This window comes from Streptomyces sp. NPDC026659 (assembly GCF_040638245.1).
Taxonomy (GTDB): Bacteria; Actinomycetota; Actinomycetes; order Streptomycetales; family Streptomycetaceae; genus Streptomyces.
Genome location: NZ_JBEZXY010000009.1, coordinates 267280 through 287952, shown reverse-complemented (window position 1 = coordinate 287952; position 20673 = coordinate 267280). Strand labels below are relative to the sequence as shown.

Genomic DNA, 20673 nt, shown 5'->3' with positions numbered 1-20673 from the left:
TCGCCGATCCCCCAGAACCCGGCGGAACCACACCGGTTGAAAAATCCGCGCACCGCTCATTGACGCGTCCCCGCCCGACTGCAATCGTTCTCTGACAACGGTTTCAGCGACGAAACGGGAGATCCTCTGTGAGCACCATCCATGATGTGGCTGCCCGCGCCGGGGTCTCCGCGGCAACCGTCTCCCGGCATCTGCGCGGACAGCGCGTGCGGAGCGCGGAGGTGATCCAGGAGGCCATCGACGCGCTGGGGTACCGGCCCAGCGCCGTCGCGCAGTCGCTGAAGTCCGGGCGGACACGGACGATCGGTGTCGTCGTTCCCGACATCAACAACCCGTACTTCGCCGCCGTCGTGAAGGGCATGGAGTCGGCCTCCCGCGACCGTGGATACCGCATCCTGCTCGCCAACAGCGACGAGAGCGGCGAGCGCGAGGACGACGTGCTCTCCGACATGATCCACCAGGTCGACGGGGTGATCCTGGCACCCGCGACCGAGCAGGACGAGACGCCGCTGCATGTCCGGGACGCGGGCGTGCCGCTGGTGTTCGTGGACCGTGATCTGGCGGGCGGCGAGCACTTCGACGCCGTGCTGGTGAACAACCACGAGGGCGGCCGGCAGGCGGCCGCCCATCTGCTCGCGCTCGGCCACACCCGGATCGCCGCCATCAGCGGCCAGCAGGAGACGACGCCCGGACGGCACCGCCGCGAGGGGTTCGTGGAGGCGCTGGCCGAGGCCGGTGTGGAACTCCTGCCGGAGTTCGACCTGATCGGTGACTTCCGGGAGGAGAGCGGCTACCAGCTCACGCTGCGCCTGCTGTCCGCGGCCGAGCCGCCCACGGCCCTGTTCACGGCCAACAACCTCATGACCCTGGGGGCGTTGAAGGCGCTGCACGACATGCGCGTCGGCATCCCCGGCCAGATCAGCGTCATCGGCTTCGACGACCTCGACACCGGCCCGCTGCTGAACCCGCCGCTCACCGTCGTCGACCGCCCCATGGTCGAGCAGGGCGTCCTCGCCATGCGCCTGCTGCTCCAGCGGCTCGGCCAGGACGAGGACCGGGACGGCGCCTCCCGCCGGATCACGCTCGACACCAAGCTCGTCCAGCGCGGCTCCACGGGAGCGCCCCGGCGTTAGCCGGTGCTGGCGCCGGACCGCACCCGCGCCGTAGTCAGAAACATCAACACCCCCTGGGGCACCGCCACTTCCGCCGTGCCCCTCCCCCACCCATGCCAAAAACACCCATGCCAAAAACAGGAGGAAGACCGCGATGACCCGGACCGGTGTTCTCGTCGTCGGCAGCATCACCGCGGACGTCACCGCGTTCACCGGTCGGCTGCCCCGCCCCGGTGAAACCGTGCTGGGGGACGACTTCACCCTCGTCCTCGGCGGCAAGGGGGCCAACCAGGCCGTCGCCGCCGCCCGGGCGGGCGCGCCCACCTGGATGGCCGGCTGCGTCGGGGAGGACCTCTTCCGGGACCTCGCGCTGGACGGCCTGCGCACCCACGGCGTCGAGACCTCCGAGGTCCGTACGGTTCCCGGGCGCACCGGTGTCGCCCACATCCGCGTCGACGCCTCCGGTGAGAACGACATCGTCATCACGCCACTGGCCAACGCCTCCCTCACGCCCGAGATGGTGGACGAGAGCATCGCCGCGACCCGGGACCGCACGCGCGTCCTGCTGCTTCAGCTGGAGGTCCGGGCCGAGGTCACCCGTCATGCCGCACGGGCGGGCGCCGAGGCCGGGTTCACCGTGGTGCTCGACCCGGCGCCCGCGCAGCGACTGCCGGACGACATCTGGCAGTACGTGGACGTCGTCACCCCGAACGAGAGCGAGGCCGCCGCGCTGACCGGCGTCGACGTGGACGGCCCGGAGTCGGCCGAGCGGGCGGCCCGCTGGTTCCTGGACCGGGGCGTACGGCACGCGCTGATCACGCTCGGCGGGGCCGGGGCGGTCTCGGTCACCGCGGAGGCGGTCCGGCACTTCCCGGCCTTCCCGGTCACGCCCGTCGACACCACGGCGGCCGGTGACGCCTTCACCGGCGCGTTCGGCGCGGCCCTCGCGGCGGGACTGGACACCGACACCGCCGTACGACGCGGTATGGCGGCCGGTGCCCTGGCCACCACCCGCCCCGGAGCGAGCCCCTCGCTCCCCGACCTGGCCGCGGTCGACGCCCTGCTCGCCGCCGCCGACACCTACACCGACACCGACACCGATCCCACCCCCGGCCCGGCCACCGCCGACGCCGATTCCGCCGACGGCCACGCTGCCGCCGGCGCCGCGACCGACCTGGAAGGAGCCGCCTCGTGAGGCGCAACAACGGAACGCTCAACGGGCAGCTGGCCCGGGTCATCTCCGAGCTGGGCCACACCGATCAGCTCGTCGTCACCGACGCGGGCCTGCCGATCCCGCCCGGTGTGGAGCGGGTGGACCTGGCCGTCGCCGAGAACCTGCCGCGCTTCCTGGAACTGCTGGACGTGGTCCTGGCCGAGGTCGCGGTGGAGGACGTGCTGCTCTCGGAGGAGATCAAGGAGGCGAGCCCCGAGATGCTCGCCGAGATAGAGAAGCGGCTGGCGGCACAGGGCGTGGCCCTGCGCTTCGTACCCCACACCACCTTCAAGCAGGCGACCGCCGCCGCACGGGCCGCCGTTCGCTCCGGGGAGTTCACCCCGTACGCGAACGTGCTGCTCACGGCGGGCGTCGTGTACTGAGGAGCGAGGCATGAGGCTACGACTTGAGGACGTCACCAAGTCCTTCGGTGAGAACAGTGTGCTGCGCGGTGTCACCTTCGAGGTCGGTCCGGGCGAGGTGGTGGCCCTGGCCGGGGAGAACGGGGCCGGGAAGTCCACGCTCACCCGGGTCATCTCGGGCGCGCACCAGCCGGACTCCGGCCGGGTCGTCATCGACGGCGAACCGGTGACGTTCAAGAACCCGCAAGCGGCGATGGCCCGGGGCATCGAGGTCATCTACCAGGAGTTCCGGCAGAACCTCTTCCCGCATCTGAGCGTCGCCGAGAACATCCACGTCCTCGACCGCGAGCGGCGTTTCGGGCGGCTGCTGGTCTCCCGGAAGCGGATGGCCGAGGAGGCGCGGTCGACCCTCGCCGCGCTCGGCATGGACGGCATCGACGTGCTCGCGCCCGTCGGCACGCTGGGTGTCGCGGAGCAGCAGATGGTGGAGATCGCCAAGGCCACCTCCCACGAGCTGCGGCTGCTCATCCTGGACGAGCCGACGGCGGCGCTGGACGAGCGCGAGTCGGAGCAACTCTTCGAGCAGGTGAGGAGGTTGAGGGACGAGGGCGTGTCCATCGTCTACATCAGCCACCGTCTGGACGAGATCTTCGAGCTGGCCGACCGCATCGTCGTCCTGCGGGACGGTCTGGTCGCCCTGGACTCGCCGATCGCGGACACCGGCCCGGCGCAGGTCGTCGCGGCCATGGTCGGCAACGCGGTGGACGACTTCTACCCCAAGGAGCGCAACGCCGGGGAGGAGACCGTCCTGCGGCTGCGGGGCGTCGGCTCCGACTCCGCGTTCCAGGGGGTCGATCTCGAAGTCCGCGCCGGGGAGGTCCTGGGCATCGGCGGTGTGGTCGGCTGCGGCCGCAGTAGTCTGCTGCGCGCGCTGTTCGGCCTGGAGCCGCTCACCTCCGGCACGGTCGAGGTCGACGGCAGCCCGGTGCGGCTGCGGCACGTCCGGGACGCCATCGCCGCCCGCATCGCCTACGTCACCCCCGACCGGCAGGCGGAGGGCCTGTGCCCGGACCTGTCGGTGGAGGCCAACATCTCGCTGGCCACGCTGCGCAAGCACACCGGCCCCGCCGACCTCGTACACCGGGGCAAGGAGCGGGAGGCCGCCGGCGAGGTCATGTCCCGGCTGCGCGTGCGGACCGCCTCCCCGGAGGCCGCGGTGACCTCGCTGTCCGGCGGCAACCAGCAGAAGGCGCTCTTCGCCAAGTGGGTCCTGACCGGCCCCCAGGTCCTGCTCATGGACGAGCCCACCCGAGGGGTGGACGTCGGTGCCAAGACCGAGATCTACCGCATCATCAACCAGCTCACCGCGGACGGCGTGGCCGTCGTCCTGGTGAGTTCCGACCTCCCCGAGCTCGTCGCCATGTCGGACCGCGCGGTCGTCATGCGCCAGGGGCGGGTGGTGGCCGAGATGACCGGCGACCGCCTGAGCGAGCAGTCCGTCCTGGAACACGCATTGGTGGGTGCCGCATGACCTCCGTACTGAAATCCGTGGCCCGCCAACTGCGGGCGGTATGGATGCTGTTGCTGGTGGGCGTGGTCCTGAGCATCGCCTCGCCGGTCTTCCTGACCAGCACCAACCTGCTGAACGTCGGCCTCGCCACCTCGGTGGTCGCGCTGCTGGCCATCGGCCAGACGTACGTCATCATCCTGGCGGAGATCGACCTGTCCGTCGGTGCCGTCCTCGGCTTCTCCTCCGTGGTGACCGCCCTCGTCCTGCGCGACCACGGGCTGCTGCCCGCGCTGGCGGCCGGGATCGGCGTCGGCGCGGCCGCCGGTCTGGTCAACGGGCTGCTGGTGACCCGGACCCGGATGCCGTCCTTCATCGCCACGCTGGCGATGATGTCCATCCTGTCCGGGCTGACGCTCCAGCTGACCGACGGCAACCCGGTCGGCGTCGACGACTACGACTTCCAGGGCATCGGGCAGGACTACCTCGCCGGCATCCCGCTCCCCGTGTGGCTGATGGTGGCCGGGTACGCGGTGTTCGGCGTGCTGCTCGCCCGCACCGGCTTCGGCCGCTTCGTGTACGCGACCGGTGACAACCTGGAGGCCGCCCGCCTGTCGGGCATCCGCACCCAGCGGGTCAAGGTCCTCGCCTTCGTGATCAGCGGGGTCCTGGCGGCGCTCGGCGGCTTCATCCTCACGGCCCGGCTCTCCACCGCCGAGCCCACCGCCGGTACCGGTCTGGAGCTGGAGTCGATCGCCGCCGTCATCATCGGCGGCACCAGCCTCGCCGGTGGCCGGGGCAAGCTGCTCGGCACCCTGATCGGTGCGCTGGTCCTCGGCGTCATCGACAACGGCATGAACCTGCTCGACGTCTCGCCGTTCCTGCAGAGCGTGGTCAAGGGCGTGGTCATCCTCCTGGCCGTCTTCCTCGACCGCAACGTGGACGGCCTGCGGGCGATGGTCGCCTGGCGCAAGCCGCCGGTGCCCTCCGAGCCCGTGACACCGGACCCGGTCCCCGCGCCCGTCCCCACCGCGCACCACACCCCCTGAGCACACCTCCCGAGCACCCCCGAGCACCCCCGAGCACCCGCTGAACGTCCCCTGAACGTCCCTGAAGGAGCCGCACCATGTCCGTCACCCGTACCGTAAGAGCGGCCGCCGCGCTCACCGCCGTCACCGCGCTCGCCCTGACCGGCTGCAGCCGGGGCGCGACCACCGACGCCGCCTCCTCCTCCTCCGGCAAGGCGTCCGGCAAGAAGACCGCCACGCTGATCATGAGCACCCTGAACAACCCGTTCTTCGTCAGTGTCGGGAACGGTGCCAAGTCCCAGGCGGCCAAGTCCGGGGTGAAGCTGAGCGTGCAGAACGCCAACAACTCCGACTCCACCGCGCTCAACCTGGCCACCACCGCCGTCTCCAAGCAGGTCGGCGCCCTGATCATCGACCCGGTCAGCAGCACCTCCGCGACGGCGTCCGTCAAGCAGGCCAACGGCGCGGGCATCCCCGTCCTGGCCTTCGACCGCAAGCCCGAGGGCGGCGAGCTGGCCTCCTTCATCGGCTACGACGCGATCCAGGCGGGCCGCAACGCCGCCGACGCGCTCGCCAAGTCCCTCGGGGAGAAGGGCACGATCGTCGAGATCCAGGGTCTCCTCGGCACCAACGTCGCCCAGGACCGCAGCAAGGGCTTCGAGGAGCAGATCGCCAAGTACCCGAAGATCAAGACCGTCGCCAAGCAGGCCGCCGACTTCGACCGGGCCAAGGCGCTCGACGTCATGACCAACATCCTCCAGGCCCACCCCGACATCAACGGCGTGTACGCCGCCAACGACGAGATGGCGATGGGCGCCCTGGCCGCCCTCAAGTCCCGCCACCTCGCCGGGAAGGTCAAGCTGGTCGGCAACGACGGCATCGCCGACGCCCTCGCCGCGATCCAGGACGGCACGATGTACGCCACCAACGCGGAGTCGCCGTACGCCCTCGGCCAGAAGGTCGTCAGCCTCACCGGCGAGGTCCTCGACGGCAAGAAGGTGTCGGCCGCGGAGACCCTCCAGGGCAAGCTCGTCACCAAGGACACGGTGGGGGCGTACGCCCAGTACCTCGTCGGGATCGGTGACTCGGCGGACGTACCGGCGGCGCTGCGGAAGTAGCGCCCGCCCGTCCCACGGTGGAGGTCCGGATTCCGGGCCTCCACCGTCGCGTTTCACGAACGCGGCGCACCCTGCCGCGCCGTCACCGCCGCCACCGCCGTCACCGCCGCCCCACCGAACAGCGCCCGGACAGCCGCGCGGACCTGCGCATCCACCGCCTCGGGAGTCGAGGAGTCGAGCTTGCCGTCCAGATACAGGAAGGCCAGGCCGTGGACGAGCGCCCACACCGTGGTCGCGAGCGCCTCCGGGTCGGCGGCACCCGGGAAGGCGCCGCGCACGACACCCTGGACGTACTCCGAGATGGCGGCGGTCGCCGCCACCCGCTCCGCACTGTTCGGGTCGCACGGCTCCGCGAACATCACCCGGAACATCGCGGGCCGGTCGAGCGCGAAACGCACGTACGCGACGGCGACCGCGGCGAGTTCGTCCGGAGTCGTGGGCGCGGGATGCGCGGCGGCCAGATTTCCGGCGAGTTCCCGGTAGCCCTCGGCGGCGACGGCGGAGACCAGCGCGTCGCGGTCCGCGTAGTGGCGGTAGGGGGCCGTCGCCGACACGCCCGCCCGTCGCGCCACCGCCCGCAGGGACAGACCGGCACTGCCGTCCTCCTCCAGCAGTCCCAGCGCGGCACGCAGGCAGGCGGCGCGCAGATCGCCGTGATGGTACGAGCCACTCGCTTGCGGCACAGGTCACACCCCTTGAAGTTTACGGCGCTTACATCTCTGACTTAATGTGAACGCTGCACACATCATAAGCGGTGAAGATCGAGAGGGGAAAGCAGGATGACCAGCGAACTGTTCTCGCCGTTGTCCCTGCGCTCCGGGCAGGTACTGCGCAACCGGATCGCCAAGGCGGCCATGGAGGAGAACATGGCGGCCGACGGCCAGTTGCCGGGCCATGAGCTGTTCGGGCTGTACCGGCGCTGGGCCGAGGGCGGTGCCGGACTGCTCATCACCGGCAACGTCATGGTCCACGCCGAGGCGCTGACCGGGCCCGCCGGTGTCGTGCTCGACGAGGCCGCGCCACTGGAGCCCTTCGCCGAGTGGGCGAAGGCCGGCCGGGCGGGAGGCGGGAAGATCTGGATGCAGATCAACCATCCCGGGCGCCAGATCGGCTCCGACATGCCCGGCGTCGTATGGGGGCCGTCCGCCGTCGGCGTCGACCTCGGCAAGCACAGCGGCCGCTTCGGCCGCCCGGTCGCCATGACCGCCGAGCAGATCGAGGCGACGGTGACGCGGTACGCGGTCACCGCCCAGCGCGCCGAGGAGGCGGGCTTCGACGGCGTCGAGATCCACGCCGCGCACGGCTATCTGCTCTCGCAGTTCCTCTCTCCACTGGTCAACAAGCGCACCGACCAGTGGGGCGGCTCACTGGAGAACCGGGCCCGGATGCTGCTGGACATCGTCCGCGCCGTACGGGCCGCCGTCTCGCCCTCCTTCGCGGTCGCGGTCAAGCTCAACTCCGCCGACTTCCAGCGCGGTGGCTTCGACGCCGACGACGCGCGCCAGGTGATCGGGATGCTCGCCCCGCTCGGCGTCGACCTGGTCGAGCTGTCCGGCGGCAGCTACGAGAGCCCGGCGATGTCCGGCCGCCCGGCCGACACGCGCACCCAGGCCCGCGAGGCGTACTTCCTCGACCTGGCGAAGGACCTGGTCAGGACGAGCCCGCTGCCGCTGATGCTCACCGGTGGCATCACCCGGCGCGAGACCGCCGAGCGGGTCCTCGCCAGTGGTGTGGCCGTCATCGGCATGGGTACCGCCCTCGCCGTCACACCCGGCCTGCCGGAGCGCTGGCGCACCGGCCGCGAGGCGGACCGGCGGCTCCGGCCGGTGACCTGGTCCGACAAGGCGCTCGCCTCGGCGGCGGGCATGGCGCAGGTCCGCCACCAGATGCGCCGGATCGCCCGGGGCAGCCGCCCGACGCCCGGCACCCACCCGGCGGTCGCCCTCCTCGCGGAGCGGCGCAAGCAGCGGCGGGCACTGCGCCGTTACCGCACCTGGCTGGAGACGGTGAGGCGCGCCGCATAGCGCGGACCCATACGAACAAGGCGGCGCGGCTCCAACAGAGCCGCGCCGCCTCGTCGTTGGTTCAGCGGGAGCCGATCACCTTCAGCACCTTCAGCACCTTCAGCGCCCCGGTCAGCAGCGCGGCCCGCGTGCAGCCGGGCGGCGACGGCCCGGCCCCGCGCACCGCTGCGGGACCAGACACTGGCGTTGAGGCCGTACGGCGTGGCGTTGGCCCGCGCGATCGCCTCGCTGTCGTCACGCACGGGGTAGACGGCCACGACCGGTCCGAAGGTCTCGTGCTCGTACAGCGTCATGTCCGGGGTGACGTCGGCGAGGACGGTCGGCTCGTAGAACAGCGGCCCCAGGTCGGGGCGTGCCTTGCCGCCCGCGAGGACCGTCGCCCCCTTGGCCACGGCGTCGTCGACGTGCTCGGTGACGGTCTTGAGCTGGGCGGGCGTGGTGAGGCTGCCGACGTCGCAGCCGAAGTCGTACGAGCCGCCGACCTTGAGCCGTTTCGCGCGGGCGACGAACGCGGCCACGAACCGGTCGTGGACCGACTCGGCGACGTACAAACGCTCGATGGAGACGCAGAGTTGACCGGCGGAGGGGAAGCACGCGGCGACCGCGCCGTCGGCGGCCTTCTCGATGTCGGCGTCGTCCAGGACCAACATGGCGTTCTTGCCGCCCAGTTCGAGGGAGGCGCCGATGAGCCGCTCCCCCGCGTCCCGCGCGATCCTGCGGCCGCTGGCGGTGGAGCCGGTGAACATCATGTAGTCGGCGCCCGCCATCAGCGCGCCGCCGATGGAGCTGCCCCGCCCGAGCACCATCTGCCAGACACCGGACGGCAGTCCGGCCTTCCGCATCAGCTCCAGCGACCACAGCGCGGTGAGTGCGGTCTGGGTGTCGGGCTTCTGGACGACGGCGTTGCCCGCCATGAGCGCCGCGATCGCGTCGCTCGCGGCCATGCTCAGCGGGTAGTTCCAGGGCGAGACGACCGCCACGACGCCCTTGGGACGGCGCAGTTCGGTCGTGTGGGTGAGCAGCGGGATCGCGCCCCGGCGGCGCTTGGGCGCCAGGTACCGGGCGCCGTTGCGGGCGTAGTACCGGGACACGACCGCGATGTCCACGACTTCGAGGAACGCGTCCCGGCGGGTCTTGCCGTTCTCGGCCTGCATCAGGTCCAGCGCCTCTTCCTGGCGGGCGAGGACGAGGTCGTGGAAGCGCAGCAGGATCTGCTTGCGGCGGCTCAACGGGGTCGCGGCCCAGGCCCGTTGGGCGATACGGGCGCGTGCGAAGGCGTCCTCGACGTCGGCGGGCGTGGACACCGGGAGGTCGGCCAGGGGTGCGCCGGTGCAGGGGGCGGTGGTCGTCACGCGTACGGCGTCGGGCGCGGCGGTGACGCGTGCGGCGAGCCGCCCGATACGCGCCGGGGTCAGGGACGCGGGCAACTCGGCTGGGGCGACTGGGGTGTTGGCGTGGGCGGTGGTGGCCATGGCGGGGCTCCTCACTTACCGGCTGCGGACCGAGGTCGGGACCGGCATGTGCAGGGCGAGCTGCCCCTCGGTCACGACGTCGAACTGGACCGTCCGCATCGGCCTGAGCGAGCGCAGGTCGTCGGCCATCCGCCCCTCCCCCACGGCGAGTTGGAGCTCACGCGGGACGAGCGCGGTGCCCGCCGCCAGCACGTTGGTCTGGCTCAGCGTCGAGTGCCAGGCTCCGTCGATGGACGTGTACGAGGTCAGGGAGGCGACGCGCTTGCCGCTCGGGTAGCTGCTCTGGGCCGGGGTGGGCGCCGAGAGCGCGAGGTCGGTCCCGCCCGCGTCGTTGGCGACCCGCGCGGTCGTGCGGTGGGCGTCGATGTCGACGTCGAGTCCGGTCACCCACTTGGGGAAGCCGTAGCCGTCGTGGCCGCGCACCTGGGCGATCTCCGTGCTCACCGGCAGCGACAGCACGTACGAGTCGAGGTGCTCGTTCTTGAGGGCGGCGACGAGGTCGAAGAAGCCGAGCCTTCCGTGCCGGGCGGGCTTCACGGCGATGCCGACGGCGGCCTCGGTGTAGAAGTCGATGTCGCACACGTCGTACCGGAAGAACATCGCCGAGACGAGTCCGAGCCCCGGCGCGACCTCCAGCGGGGCCAGCTCGCGGGGCAGCCGGGAGCGGATGGCGCGGGTGGGCGCGAGCATCGTGAGCCGGGCGGTGGAGATCCGGTAGTAGAAGTTCGGGGTCAGCGTGGGGCCGATCGGGGAGTCGACCTTGGTCTTGGGCAGCTTCCGGAAGAAGTCGACGCCGCTGACGCGCGGGTCGCGGGCGACCTCGTCGAGGTCGGTGTCCATCCGGTAGCGGTCGTACAGGCCGCCCTTGGGGACGGTGACCGTACGGCCGCCGAGGTCGGCCTCGACGGTTTCCTGCTGAGACTGGCGGGACTGCTGAGACTGATGGGACTGCTGAGACTGGAATGCGGGCATGGCGCGGCTCCCGAGTCGCATGTTGACGGTGATTACATGAGCGTAGCCATCGATGTAAGCACCGTCAACAATCGCGAGCGGGAGCCCGGACGCGCCGCCGCCTCAGTCGTCGTGCAACGCCGACCCCAGGAAGTCGATGGCGATCTTGCGGGCGATGTTGGCCGCCCTGGTGTCGCGCAGGCTGTCCAGGAGCAGGAAGTCGTGGACCATGCCCGCGACCCGGACCGAGGTCACGTCGTTGCCCGCCTCGCGGAGCTTGTTGGCGTACTCCTCGCCCTCGTCGCGCAGCACGTCCGCCTCGTCGGTGATGACCAGGGTGGGCGGCAGTCCCTGGAGCTCCTCCAGGGTCGCCCGGAGCGGGGAGGCGTAGACCTCACGCCGCTGGGCGGGGTCGGTGGTGTAGGCGTCCCAGAACCACTTCATGGCGTCCCGGGTGAGGTAGTAGCCCTCGGCGAACTGGTGGTACGACGGCGTGTCGAAGTCCGCGTCGGTCACCGGGTAGAGCAGGCACTGGGCCTTGAGGTCGATCCCGCCGCGGTCCTTGTTCATCAGCGCGAACACCGCCGACATGTCACCGCCGACCGACTCGCCGGTGACGGCGATGCGCGAGGTGTCGAGGCCGTGTTCCGCACCGTGCTCCAGGACCCACTGCCCGACGGCGTAGTTCTGCTCCACCTGGGTGGGGTACTTCGCCTCGGGCGCGCGGTCGTAGACCGGGAAGACACCCGCGGCGCCCGCGCCGACGGTGAGTTCGCGGAAGAGGCGGTCGTGGGTCTTGTCGTCGCCGAAGACCCACCCGGCGCCGTGGATGTAGAACAGCACCGGCAGCGGGCCGGTCACACCCTTGGGCCTGATGATGCGGGTGCGGACGGTCCCCCACTCACCGGCGTCGACGTCGACCCACTCCTCGTCGACCTCGGGACGGGGCACGCTGGTGTCGCTCTGCAGGTCGGCCAGGATGGCCCGGCCCTGCTCCGGCGGGACCTCGTAGATCCGGGGGTGCGGGTCGGTCGCCTCGGCCAGCGCCTTCGCGGCGGGTTCGAGGTACGGGGTGACGGGCGGCGGGATGTCGGTCATGGCCACTCCTTGGGACGGGCACACGAATGTCGCGTCACGCGGCCTGTTCGGCCGCTGCCGGTGACGGCTGCCCCGAGACGGAGATCACCCACGCGTACGCGGCGGAGATCCCCGTGTCCATGCTTGGCGCCCCTGCGGTGGGGCGCAACCGGCCGCGAGCGCCGCCCGGCTCAGGCGCCGGAGGGCTCGTGCGGGAAGCACACGAACCCGAACACCTCACCGACGAGGACCGCCAGCGACCGGTCCTCACCGTCCACCGCCCAGCGTTCGAGGGCGACGTCGAAGCAGGCCAGGGCGGTGTTGACCATGGTCTGCGCCTTCAGTTCGGCGACGGGACCGCCGGTGTCCGTCCGGGCGGCGATCTCGGGTACGAGCGCCCCGGTCCAGGCCAGGTGCTTCTCCAGGTACCGGGCACGCAGGGCGGGCGTCCCGCAGATGACGCGGGTCGCCCGCTTCCAACGCCCCGCGTCGCCGTCCATCTGCTCAGCTGCGACGACGAACGTGGCCCGCAGGGCGTCCCAGGCCGACCGCCCGTCGAGGTGCCGGCACAACTCTTCCCGTACGTCCTCGGCGCCGGGGATGCGGTCGCCGAAGACGACGTCCTCCTTGTTGCTGAAGTAGCGGAAGAAGCTGCGCTGGGAGATCCCCGCCGCCTTCACGATGTCGGCGACGGTCACCTGGTCGAACCCGGAGGCGTCGAATAGCTCGAGGGCCGTGTCGGCCAGCGCTTCCGTGACGAGCCGACGGGTCCTCAGGCGCAGACCGGGCGTGGTCGTGGTCTCCCTCATACCGTGAGGCTATCAGTGCCGAACTTGGCACACTGTGCCAGAAGTGGCGTACGGTGTTGCGGGCGAGGCGCCCCTCGCCCGGGGAACTCGTCCTACCGGCCCCCGCCGCAGGTCGTCACCACTGTTGACCGCTGTTGCCACTGAGGGAGAAACAGCCATGACCAAGGTCCTCTTCGTCGTCTCCGCGGCCGACCACTGGACGCTGAACGACGGAACCGAGCACCCCTCGGGCTACTGGGGCGAGGAACTGGCGATGCCCCACAAGATCTTCGGCGAGGCCGGTTGGGAGATCACGCTCGCCACCCCGGGCGGCAGGCCCCCGACGCTGGACCGGCTGAGCATGTCCCGCACCGCGGGCCTCCCCGGCAAGCTGCGCGAGGTCGGCCGCTACCTGGACTCGATCCGGGCCGAACTGGACAGCCCGCGCCCGCTGGACGAGGTCGACCCGGCCGCGTACGACCTGGTCTTCTACCCCGGCGGACACGGCCCGATGGAGGACCTGGCGTACGACGAGGTCTCGGGCGCGCTGTTGACGCGCGTACTCGGTGCCGGCCGGCCGCTGGCCCTGCTGTGCCACGCCCCGGCCGCCACCCTGGCCGCCCGGAACGCCGACGGCTCGTGGCCGTTCGCCGGATACCGGATGACGGGCCTGTCCAACACCGAGGAGAAGCTCAACAGCTTCGGCCGCAAGGCGCCCTGGCTGCTGGAGGACCGACTGCGCGAGGAGGGCGCGGACTACGTCAAGGCCCGCCTGCCGCTGCTCCCGTTCGTGGTGGTGGACCGCAACCTGTACACGGGCCAGAACCCGATGTCCTCCGAGCGCCTGGCCAAGCGGCTGGTGACGGACCTGGGCGAGCGCTGAACCGACCCGATTCGGCGAGCACTGACCCGACCCGATTCGGCGAGTGCCGAGCCGACCCGTTTCACAGACCGAGGAGCACCCACCGATGAACAGCCGCATCCTCCTGCTGGGCGCCACCGGTTACACCGGCGGCCTGGTCCTGGACGCCCTGCTGCGCCGCGGGGTCCGGCCGACCCTGGCGGGACGCAACGCCGCCGCGCTGACCGCTCTCGCCTCGCGGAACGGCGGTCTCGACCACGTGGTGGTGGACGCCACGAATTCCGGGGACCTGAGACGACACCTGGGCCGGGGAGACGTACTGGTCACCACCGTGGGCCCCTTCGAACGCCTGGGCCACGCCGTCGCCGAGGCCGCGGCGGAGACCGGCGCCCACTACATCGACTCCACGGGCGAGGTCGGTTTCGTCCGCACCGTGCGCGACCGGTACGGTCAACGAGCCCGCGAGACCGGCGCGTTGATGCTCCCGGCCTTCGGCTACGACTACGTCCCCGGCATCCTCGCCGGAACCCTCGCCACCCGCCGGGCCGGAGCCGCCGTACGCACCCTGGACATCGGCTACTTCGCCACCGGCCCCCTCTGGCGCGGCATCAGCCACGGCACCCGTACGACCATGCGCGACGGCCTGACCCTCCCGTCCCCGACCTGGCACGAACACCGGCCGGCGGAGGAACGAACCGCGTCCCGAGTCCGCGAGTTCGCCGTCCAAGGCCACCGAAAGTCCGCCTTCCTCGTCTCCGGCACGGAAGTCCTCTTCCTCCCGGGCGACTTCCCCACCCTCGCCGACATCACCGTGTACAACGGCTGGTTCCCCGCCCTCAGCCGCCCCCTCTCCCTGATCTCGGCCGCCGTGAACACCCTGGTCCGCCTCCCCGGCGGCCGCCCCCTCACCGGCCTCCTCACCCTCCCCCTCACCTTCGGACCCCCCGGCGGCCCCGACACCACGGAACGCGCCCGCACCCGCTCGTACGTAGTCGCCGTCGCGTCGACGGGCACCCCTGACGCTCCCCCGCTCGCGGAAGTCCACCTGGAAGGCCCGAGCGCGTACAGCCTCACGGGCGAGCTGATGGCCTGGGCGGCGCAACGGCTCGCCACGTCGTCCGGTGGGGTGGCGGGGGTGGTGGGCCCGGTGGAGGCGTTCGGACTGGATGTGCTGCGGGATGCCTGCGCGGAGATGGGGCTTGTGCCGGTGGGATGAGGGCGGCGGGATGAGGGCGGGTGAGATGCGGGCGGGTGCCGCCAGTTCGGATGTACCCGGTCGCTGCCCTGATCAGCCCGGTCCACCATCTCGCAGACCGCCTGCGCTGATCGCACCGGCGACGCCGGGAGTGCTACTGGCTCGTCAGACCATGGCGCCATCGTCGAGCGGCTTCAGGCTGCTCCTCACGCGCGCGAGGAGCCGTCTCGATGAGATGCAGAAGGACCCAGGCCACGCCGAAGCATTCGTCGTCGCCGAAGCAGTCCGCCAAGGCACGAGCCTCCTCATCGGTCACAGGTCGCTCAATAAGACCCAGAAGAACTCCCGCGCGTTCAACGGCCTCCTCAAGAGCCTCGTCGGGCGTGCCGTCCTCGGACGGAAGTCTGCCCAGGGCGGTGAAATCGGCAACCTCCGGACGGATCACGGCACATCCTTCCCACCGTTGAGGTGAAGCCGCTGTGGCGGCCTCACCGCAGGCTATCGGGGCGGGAGACCTTCTCATCCGTGAACTGGCCGGTGCGCACATAACCGGATGTCTTCAATTGCCTTACGCCACAGTCGAGATCCGGGCGAGGATCGCCGTCGCCTGTGCCGGGTTGGCGCGGAGCCAGGCGGTCAGGTGTTCTCGGACGGCGTCGGTGACGCAGGCGCGGACGGGCCCGTTGCTCAGTCGGTCGCGGGTTGGCCCCTCAAGCTCGGGTCGATCGAGCTTCACCGACACGACCGCCGTCAGGCCCGTGCCCAGCTGGAGAGGGGTGAACTCGGGGTCGGACGAGCCGAGCAGCCGCTGTTCCCGGGCATAGGCGGTGAGCGCGGCCGCCAGGCCGTCTCGGAAGCCGAGTTCGTGCGTGCCACCGCCGGTGGTCGGCAGGCCGTTGGCATAGCTTGCGATCCGTTCGTCGCGGCGGTCGCACCAGCGGAGTGCCACCTCCACGGTTCCCGCCATCTCGGAGTACTCGCGCTCGAAGCAGATCACGTCCGGGTGGAGCGGGGCACTCTGCTCCGCGATGTAGTCCCCCAGGCCGCCCGGGAAGCGGAAGCGAACGGCCCGGGGCGCCGCGGGGTTGCGGTCATCAGTCAAGGTGATGTCCAACTCGCGGTTCAGGAAGGCTACTTCCCTGAAACGCTCGGTCAGCGTGTCGAACGAGAACTCCAGCGTCTCGAAGATCTCGGTGTCGGGCCAGAAGGTGATCACGGTGCCGCTGCCGTCGGCCGACCCGGTGCGGACGGGCACTCCGACCGGCACGCCTTGCTCGTACTCCAGCACCCAGCGGGCGCCGTCGCGCCGTACTTCTGCCGTCAGGCGGCTCGACAAGGCGTTGACGACGGCCGGCCCCACGCCGAAGTGGCCGCCGAACAGCAAGCGCCGGTCGGCGGGAGGTGCCCCGCACCAGAGCTCGGTCAGCCGGGTCTCCGCCGGAGGGCCGTCATCGTGGCCGGCGTGCCCGACCGCAAGACCCGTGCCGTCGTCGGCGACGTGGACGCCGCCGTCGGCGGTGAGGGTGATCTCGACACGGCCGGCGGTGCCGCCGAGGACCTCGTTCAGCGCCCGCTCGGCGACCTCGAGCACCAAGTGGCGAAGGCCGCGTTCACCGACCGATCCGATGTACATGCCGGGCCACTTCCGAACGGCCTCCAGGCCCTCCAGAACCACGATCGCGCTGGCGTCGTACGCATGGGATTCCTCGCTCATGATGCCCCCTCCGAGGGTGTCCGACAGAGCTCTCCCAACCTAGGAGATTTCCAGGAAAACACCAGGTCAGATCGGATACGGCGAGGCCATGGACAGGCTCCTGAAGGGCGCTCAGGAGCGATGGCCGGAGGAGTGCGCGCTGACGCGGTAAGGTCGCTGGCGGCCCTCCGAGGATCGTCTGCGGCACCGTTTCGCGCGGCCGCGGAGCCACGAATTCAAGAAATCCTCGCCTCGGCCCGGTGCGGCCGGGGAAGCCGAGTGATCCCGTTCGGCTTCACGCCCAGAGGGGTCGTGGACCTGATCGTATGGCGGGGCGGCCTCGCGTGAACCGGCGACAACCCCGAAGAGCGGCACGCCGGCGGCCGCATCGTGAGGTGCGTCCGGTGGTGGACAGCCACGAGCGGCACGAGGCATGGTCAGAGCCTGCGGCTAGGGTTCACACCGAGCAATCGTCAATTCCTGTGGATCACTGCGGGGAGCCTTGAGCGGCCCGCAGCCATTGATCGAGGACTGCGAATGGCAACGGATCGGCGATAGCGCTCTCCCGGGTGGCGCCCATGCCGGAACTCTTCGTGGGGCGGCCACGAGGGCCGTTGTCAGAGACGATCGGCAAGATTGCGGCCATGAATGTCACTCCTGTCACTCCGCCACGGCCGATCGACGTTGCCGCGGTCTTTCCTCAACTGGCTCCGCTGGCCCGCACGGCGACCCGCCTGCACCCGCGCCCTGGGACGCCGACATGGCACGACAGCTCGATCGGTGGGCCGCTGCTGTGGCCCGCCGAGGAGCCGTGGCCGCACTGCGAGGAACCGCATGTGGTGGATGGCATCAACCCAGCCCGGTCCCCCGCGGATCTGCGGCTGGAACGACGAATCTTCGCCGCCTCGCACGGCCGGGACCTGACTCCGGAGGAACGGGAGACTCTCGAGCGGATCCGACCCCCTCGGACGTATCCGGTGAGGCTGGCGGTCCAGTCGTACGACGGCCCCATAGCGATGCTGCCCGTCGCGCAGCTGTACGTACGGGATGTGCCCGATCTGAGCCCGCCGGAGGGCAAAGACCTGCTGCAGGTTTTGTGGTGCCCCTTCGATCATCCGATCATGCCCAGGACCCTGCTCTTCTGGCGTTCGGCAGCCGCCGTCACCGACATCCTCGACACGCCCCCCGAGCCGCCCGCAGTGCAGTTCGACGGCTATCTGCCGGAACCGTGCGCGCTTGAACCGGAGCAGATCACGGAGTACCCCGACCATCTGGAGCTGAGCGAAGAACTGCGGGAGCAGCTCAAGCAATGGAGTGTGCCGCAGGCAGCAGAGGAAGACATGGACCCGGACACGTAATACGACTGTGTGCTGTCCAACGCGCCCGGCTGGAAGGTCGGCGGCTGGCCCGCTTGGAACTCCACCGACCCCAGCCCGCAGCCCTGCTCCGAGTGCGGCACCGGCATGGAGGTCCTGATGACCGTCGCCACGTTCGAGGAAGGGGACGACGCCGGGAACAGCTGGTCTCCGCACCCCCACCCAGGTGCTGGACCGTACCCGGGCCACCGCGGCTACAACGCGACCGGCGTCCAGATAGGCAGCGGCTACCGGCAGCACCTCTTCGTCTGCCCGGCGGATCCCGAGCATCCGCACATCGAGTTGATGACGTAGCCCGTCCGCAGTGTGCAGCCGGGGCGTCACGGTGCGGGCATGCCGTGACGCCGGGTGACCGCAAGGCTCAGGGTGCCTACCTGCGGCCCGACATCCGAGAAGGAAGCAGGCCATACCTGACACGACCGCGACGTATTGCCCCAGGTTGAGGGCGTCCTGGTGAGCTCGCCGGCCGGTAAAGCCGCCCATGCTTGTCGCGCCTTCGCCCGCCGCCACGCTTCAGCCGAGGAACGGAGACGGGAGAAGTTCCCTCAGGCGTTTCGGCTGCGCGTCCCCGCTGACGCGAGCACCACCGTCGGCACCGACACCAGGACCGCCCAACCCAGGCGGCGCGACTGATAAGTCGCGCACATCGTCTTCAGTCCGTCCTCCATCGACCCACGCGCGGGGCTCCAGTTGTTGCCGAGGACGGAGCGGCACTCGGAGCGGGGGTAGGCCGAGCTGACGTCCGGCGCGCTGGTCAGCAACCACAGGATGGCACCGGCTCCGGTGCATGCCAGGAGCCACATATGTGTTCTGCTCACACCGTGACCGTATGTCTGCGGTCTGTTCCATGAGCAATGATCAAGAGCTGTGGGTGAGTTGATTGCAGCACTCGCTGCGGTGGTTGAGACTGGCTCTGGCGGCGTTACGGACCCGCTTGGTGCGGCCGACCTCGGCGAGGAACTCGATGGCCTCGGCGTTCGTCCCGGCCGCGGTCTTGAGCTGGAGCCAGTTGGACGACGCGAGCAGGTCGTCCGGCTGCCAGGGCAGCTTGAGTGCGACGGCGCGGAAGAGGGACCACTCCCGCAGGCGCTGCGCCAGGAAGGGGCGGTCGGTCATGATCTGAGTCATCAGCTGCGCCCACCCCTCGTAGGCAGGACCGGTGTGGAGGTCGGCGGCTCGACGGTCCACGTGCCGCAGCACGGCTGACTCGGCCATCGCCCGGTCCGGATCAGCGAGGACGCGGCTGACCAGGTCGACTTCGTCCGCATCGGCGACCTGCCGCAGCCTCTCGAGGTAGGCCGCGAAGCGGGCGTGTTCGTCCGGGTTCTGCGCGATGGGACGGAAATTCACGCGGGCTACTCCTCAGGACGTGCATCGAAAAGTGCTGACGGGCCGGACGACGTGACGTCCAAGTCCGGCCCGTCCGATCGCCGCTAGAGGTCGAGCTGATGCTGGTGTGCCGTGTGCGTAGGCACGTACCCGAGGCTGTCGTTGATGTGTCTCATGTACGTGTTGCTGTCCGCCGTGTCGGTCAGGAGGCCGCCGAGGTCCGGGCAGCGGTGGTGGGCCTGTCGGATCGACTCGGCCTTCATCCAGAGGCCGAGGCCGTGTCCGCGGTGCTCGGGCAGCACGGCTGTGCCGTAGTGCCGGCCGTCACCGTTGCCGTTGCCGTTGCCGGGGGTGACGAGTTCGGTGAAGCCGGCGATCGAACCGTTCGAGGTGTCGATGGCGACGACGGTGTGCAGCTGGTCGCCGCGTGCCTCGACGGCCTTTGCCGCGGCTCGAACCCGGTCGACGTCCCAGGTCACGGTGCCGTGGTCGGTGTCGTCCATGGGCATGTCGTCCATGGCGCGGCGTGAGGCGGCGAACGTCTGGGCGAGGTCGTCGGGGACGGTTCCGTGCCAGGACGCCAGGCGGTAGCCGGGATGCGGACGCTCGACGATCGCGGCAAGGGCGGTGGTGTCCACGTCGGCCGGCGGCAGGCGGGAGAACCTCAGAGTGAGGACCTTGCGGAAACCGCGAGCCGACAGGAAGTGGTCGCCGGACGAGCCTGCCTCGGCCTGGGCGATGACGCGGCGCCGGGCGTTGTCCCGGGCGGCGGCCACGGCGGCGTCGAGGAGTCGGGAGCCGACGCGCTTCCGGCGCTCGACGGGGTGGACGCGAAGGGTCAGTTCGGCCAGGTGTTCCTGCCCGGGGCCGGTGAACAGGCGCAGAAAGGCCGTACCGACGGGGATGGCGTCGGCGTCGGACGCCAGCCATGCGAGGCGTCGGCTGTGCGGCCCGTGAGCGGGGTCGATCAGTGGGGTGATGTGGAGCGACAAGGTTTCTCCGTCGTGAGGAGGCGGCAAAGGGCACTACGCGGGCTCAACCCCTGGGCACTCCTGCGCATGTGCTCCACACCTCCTCGTCGACGGCGCCGGTCCGGAACGGGTGGACGGCTGCTCGAACCTAGCCGCCCCCTCGCCTCCTCGGCAAAGGTTTAAAGGGGGCGGATCCGCACCACAACCGGGCCCTCGCTCCCCCGGACGACGAACCGAATTCAGCCGACCGCGTCGGGCTCCACCTGATCGCGCCCAGCCACGTCCTCGGCCGCCGCGGCCGTCTCCGCCGCCGCGATGTCGATGAAGCGACGTATCGCTTCGGCGGGCATGTCGAGCCCCTGGGAAGCCGCGTGTTCGTCGCCGAAGACCTGGACGGCCTCGGCGACGGCCATGGCGAGTTCCGCTTCCGCCTTGCGCAGCTTGACCTCGGCCTTGTCGACGGTGTCGACCACTGTCAGCTGACGGCGCTGCTTCTCCTGGAGTCGCTGCTTGCGGGATGGCGTCTTGCCGGTGTTCTGCACAGTCACACCATGATCATAAACAGTGGCGTGGCCAGAGATGTAATCGACAACTT

At 70.6% G+C, this 20673-nt stretch carries 22 protein-coding genes; 11 read left to right on the top strand and 11 right to left on the bottom strand.

From position 1 onward, the window contains the following. Positions 1 to 128 precede the first annotated feature (128 nt). The 6 genes from AB0E91_RS23755 to AB0E91_RS23730 all read left to right on the top strand — a co-directional run bounded on the left by AB0E91_RS23755 (position 129) and on the right by AB0E91_RS23730 (position 6340). Positions 129 to 1133, top strand: coding sequence for a LacI family DNA-binding transcriptional regulator (locus AB0E91_RS23755; RefSeq protein ID WP_361785329.1), 1005 nt, complete (start codon positions 129 to 131; stop codon positions 1131 to 1133). Positions 1134 to 1266: 133 nt separating this feature from the next. Then, a complete protein-coding gene (gene rbsK / locus AB0E91_RS23750) occupies positions 1267 to 2307 on the top strand; it encodes a ribokinase (protein ID WP_361785326.1) in 1041 nt (346 codons plus the stop codon). Further along, on the top strand, positions 2304 to 2708 hold the full coding sequence (gene rbsD, locus AB0E91_RS23745; RefSeq protein ID WP_361110427.1) for a D-ribose pyranase: 405 nt from the start codon (positions 2304 to 2306) through the stop codon (positions 2706 to 2708). Before rbsK ends, rbsD begins: the two co-directional genes overlap by 4 nt. Before the next feature lie 10 nt (positions 2709 to 2718). Further along, positions 2719 to 4218 (top strand): sugar ABC transporter ATP-binding protein, encoded by a 1500-nt coding sequence (locus tag AB0E91_RS23740; protein ID WP_361785323.1) that lies wholly within the window; start codon positions 2719 to 2721, stop codon positions 4216 to 4218. After that, positions 4215 to 5243 carry an ABC transporter permease gene (locus tag AB0E91_RS23735; RefSeq protein ID WP_361785320.1) on the top strand — a complete coding sequence of 343 codons (1029 nt, stop codon included), beginning with the start codon at positions 4215 to 4217 and terminating at the stop codon, positions 5241 to 5243. The genes AB0E91_RS23740 and AB0E91_RS23735 overlap by 4 nt, the downstream gene beginning before the upstream one ends. Before the next feature lie 77 nt (positions 5244 to 5320). Beyond that, entirely contained in the window at positions 5321 to 6340 is a 1020-nt protein-coding gene (locus AB0E91_RS23730; protein ID WP_361785317.1) for a substrate-binding domain-containing protein, read from the top strand. Positions 6341 to 6393: 53 nt separating this feature from the next. Here the strand turns inward: AB0E91_RS23730 and AB0E91_RS23725 are convergent, their stop codons facing one another. After that, a complete protein-coding gene (locus tag AB0E91_RS23725) occupies positions 6394 to 7023 on the bottom strand; it encodes a TetR/AcrR family transcriptional regulator (protein ID WP_361785314.1) in 630 nt (209 codons plus the stop codon). A gap of 96 nt (positions 7024 to 7119) precedes the next feature. On the opposite strand from AB0E91_RS23725, the gene AB0E91_RS23720 reads away from it, so the two are divergent. After that, the gene (locus AB0E91_RS23720) at positions 7120 to 8364 is read left to right on the top strand and encodes an NADH:flavin oxidoreductase/NADH oxidase family protein (RefSeq protein ID WP_361785311.1); all 1245 of its coding nucleotides are present in this window, start codon (positions 7120 to 7122) and stop codon (positions 8362 to 8364) included. On the opposite strand, the gene AB0E91_RS23715 is transcribed toward AB0E91_RS23720, so the two are convergent. From AB0E91_RS23715 to AB0E91_RS23700, 4 genes are all read right to left on the bottom strand, one after another. After that, on the bottom strand, positions 8325 to 9836 hold the full coding sequence (locus tag AB0E91_RS23715) for a succinic semialdehyde dehydrogenase (RefSeq protein ID WP_361785308.1): 1512 nt from the start codon (positions 9834 to 9836) through the stop codon (positions 8325 to 8327). The genes AB0E91_RS23720 and AB0E91_RS23715 overlap by 40 nt on opposite strands. A 15-nt stretch (positions 9837 to 9851) precedes the next feature. Then, complete coding sequence (locus tag AB0E91_RS23710; RefSeq protein ID WP_361785305.1) at positions 9852 to 10808, bottom strand: acetoacetate decarboxylase family protein; 957 nt, start codon at positions 10806 to 10808, stop codon at positions 9852 to 9854. A gap of 102 nt (positions 10809 to 10910) precedes the next feature. Continuing rightward, entirely contained in the window at positions 10911 to 11885 is a 975-nt protein-coding gene (locus AB0E91_RS23705; RefSeq protein ID WP_361785302.1) for an alpha/beta hydrolase, read from the bottom strand. Between the two features lie 170 nt (positions 11886 to 12055). Continuing rightward, entirely contained in the window at positions 12056 to 12673 is a 618-nt protein-coding gene (locus AB0E91_RS23700) for a TetR family transcriptional regulator (protein WP_361785299.1), read from the bottom strand. A gap of 157 nt (positions 12674 to 12830) precedes the next feature. Here AB0E91_RS23700 and AB0E91_RS23695 point away from each other — a divergent pair, with 157 nt between their 5' ends. Beyond that, a complete protein-coding gene (locus tag AB0E91_RS23695) occupies positions 12831 to 13535 on the top strand; it encodes a type 1 glutamine amidotransferase domain-containing protein (RefSeq protein ID WP_361785296.1) in 705 nt (234 codons plus the stop codon). An 85-nt stretch (positions 13536 to 13620) separates the two neighbouring features. Beyond that, positions 13621 to 14730: a saccharopine dehydrogenase NADP-binding domain-containing protein gene (locus AB0E91_RS23690; RefSeq protein WP_361785293.1), complete on the top strand. Its 1110-nt coding sequence runs from the start codon at positions 13621 to 13623 to the stop codon at positions 14728 to 14730. A 133-nt stretch (positions 14731 to 14863) separates the two neighbouring features. On the opposite strand, the gene AB0E91_RS23685 is transcribed toward AB0E91_RS23690, so the two are convergent. Both AB0E91_RS23685 and AB0E91_RS23680 read right to left on the bottom strand, forming a co-directional pair. Next, positions 14864 to 15154 carry a hypothetical protein gene (locus AB0E91_RS23685; RefSeq protein WP_361785290.1) on the bottom strand — a complete coding sequence of 97 codons (291 nt, stop codon included), beginning with the start codon at positions 15152 to 15154 and terminating at the stop codon, positions 14864 to 14866. A 123-nt stretch (positions 15155 to 15277) separates the two neighbouring features. Beyond that, the gene (locus tag AB0E91_RS23680; RefSeq protein WP_361785287.1) at positions 15278 to 16423 is read right to left on the bottom strand and encodes a DNA gyrase subunit B; all 1146 of its coding nucleotides are present in this window, start codon (positions 16421 to 16423) and stop codon (positions 15278 to 15280) included. A gap of 557 nt (positions 16424 to 16980) precedes the next feature. On the opposite strand from AB0E91_RS23680, the gene AB0E91_RS23675 reads away from it, so the two are divergent. Both AB0E91_RS23675 and AB0E91_RS23670 read left to right on the top strand, forming a co-directional pair. Beyond that, positions 16981 to 17760, top strand: a complete 780-nt coding sequence (locus AB0E91_RS23675; protein ID WP_361785284.1) for a hypothetical protein — start codon at positions 16981 to 16983, stop codon at positions 17758 to 17760. A gap of 9 nt (positions 17761 to 17769) precedes the next feature. Further along, positions 17770 to 18072, top strand: a complete 303-nt coding sequence (locus AB0E91_RS23670) for a hypothetical protein (protein WP_361785281.1) — start codon at positions 17770 to 17772, stop codon at positions 18070 to 18072. A 251-nt stretch (positions 18073 to 18323) separates the two neighbouring features. On the opposite strand, the gene AB0E91_RS23665 is transcribed toward AB0E91_RS23670, so the two are convergent. From AB0E91_RS23665 to AB0E91_RS23650, 4 genes are all read right to left on the bottom strand, one after another. Then, the gene (locus tag AB0E91_RS23665) at positions 18324 to 18596 is read right to left on the bottom strand and encodes a hypothetical protein (protein WP_361785278.1); all 273 of its coding nucleotides are present in this window, start codon (positions 18594 to 18596) and stop codon (positions 18324 to 18326) included. A gap of 40 nt (positions 18597 to 18636) precedes the next feature. Continuing rightward, positions 18637 to 19128, bottom strand: coding sequence for a hypothetical protein (locus AB0E91_RS23660; protein ID WP_361785275.1), 492 nt, complete (start codon positions 19126 to 19128; stop codon positions 18637 to 18639). An 83-nt stretch (positions 19129 to 19211) separates the two neighbouring features. Further along, positions 19212 to 20099 (bottom strand): GNAT family N-acetyltransferase, encoded by an 888-nt coding sequence (locus AB0E91_RS23655; protein ID WP_361785272.1) that lies wholly within the window; start codon positions 20097 to 20099, stop codon positions 19212 to 19214. Between the two features lie 218 nt (positions 20100 to 20317). Beyond that, the gene (locus tag AB0E91_RS23650; protein ID WP_361785269.1) at positions 20318 to 20626 is read right to left on the bottom strand and encodes a hypothetical protein; all 309 of its coding nucleotides are present in this window, start codon (positions 20624 to 20626) and stop codon (positions 20318 to 20320) included. Between the last annotated feature and the right edge of the window lie 47 nt (positions 20627 to 20673).

Coding starts and splice junctions, on each gene's coding strand:
- rbsK (WP_361785326.1), top strand. CDS start 1,267: ATGACCCGGACCGGTGTTCTCGTCGTCGGCAGCATCACCGCGGACGTC.
- AB0E91_RS23740 (WP_361785323.1), top strand. CDS start 2,719: ATGAGGCTACGACTTGAGGACGTCACCAAGTCCTTCGGTGAGAACAGT.
- AB0E91_RS23735 (WP_361785320.1), top strand. CDS start 4,215: ATGACCTCCGTACTGAAATCCGTGGCCCGCCAACTGCGGGCGGTATGG.
- AB0E91_RS23730 (WP_361785317.1), top strand. CDS start 5,321: ATGTCCGTCACCCGTACCGTAAGAGCGGCCGCCGCGCTCACCGCCGTC.
- AB0E91_RS23720 (WP_361785311.1), top strand. CDS start 7,120: ATGACCAGCGAACTGTTCTCGCCGTTGTCCCTGCGCTCCGGGCAGGTA.
- AB0E91_RS23715 (WP_361785308.1), bottom strand. CDS start 9,836: ATGGCCACCACCGCCCACGCCAACACCCCAGTCGCCCCAGCCGAGTTG.
- AB0E91_RS23710 (WP_361785305.1), bottom strand. CDS start 10,808: ATGCCCGCATTCCAGTCTCAGCAGTCCCATCAGTCTCAGCAGTCCCGC.
- AB0E91_RS23705 (WP_361785302.1), bottom strand. CDS start 11,885: ATGACCGACATCCCGCCGCCCGTCACCCCGTACCTCGAACCCGCCGCG.
- AB0E91_RS23700 (WP_361785299.1), bottom strand. CDS start 12,673: ATGAGGGAGACCACGACCACGCCCGGTCTGCGCCTGAGGACCCGTCGG.
- AB0E91_RS23695 (WP_361785296.1), top strand. CDS start 12,831: ATGACCAAGGTCCTCTTCGTCGTCTCCGCGGCCGACCACTGGACGCTG.
- AB0E91_RS23690 (WP_361785293.1), top strand. CDS start 13,621: ATGAACAGCCGCATCCTCCTGCTGGGCGCCACCGGTTACACCGGCGGC.
- AB0E91_RS23680 (WP_361785287.1), bottom strand. CDS start 16,423: ATGAGCGAGGAATCCCATGCGTACGACGCCAGCGCGATCGTGGTTCTG.
- AB0E91_RS23675 (WP_361785284.1), top strand. CDS start 16,981: ATGCCGGAACTCTTCGTGGGGCGGCCACGAGGGCCGTTGTCAGAGACG.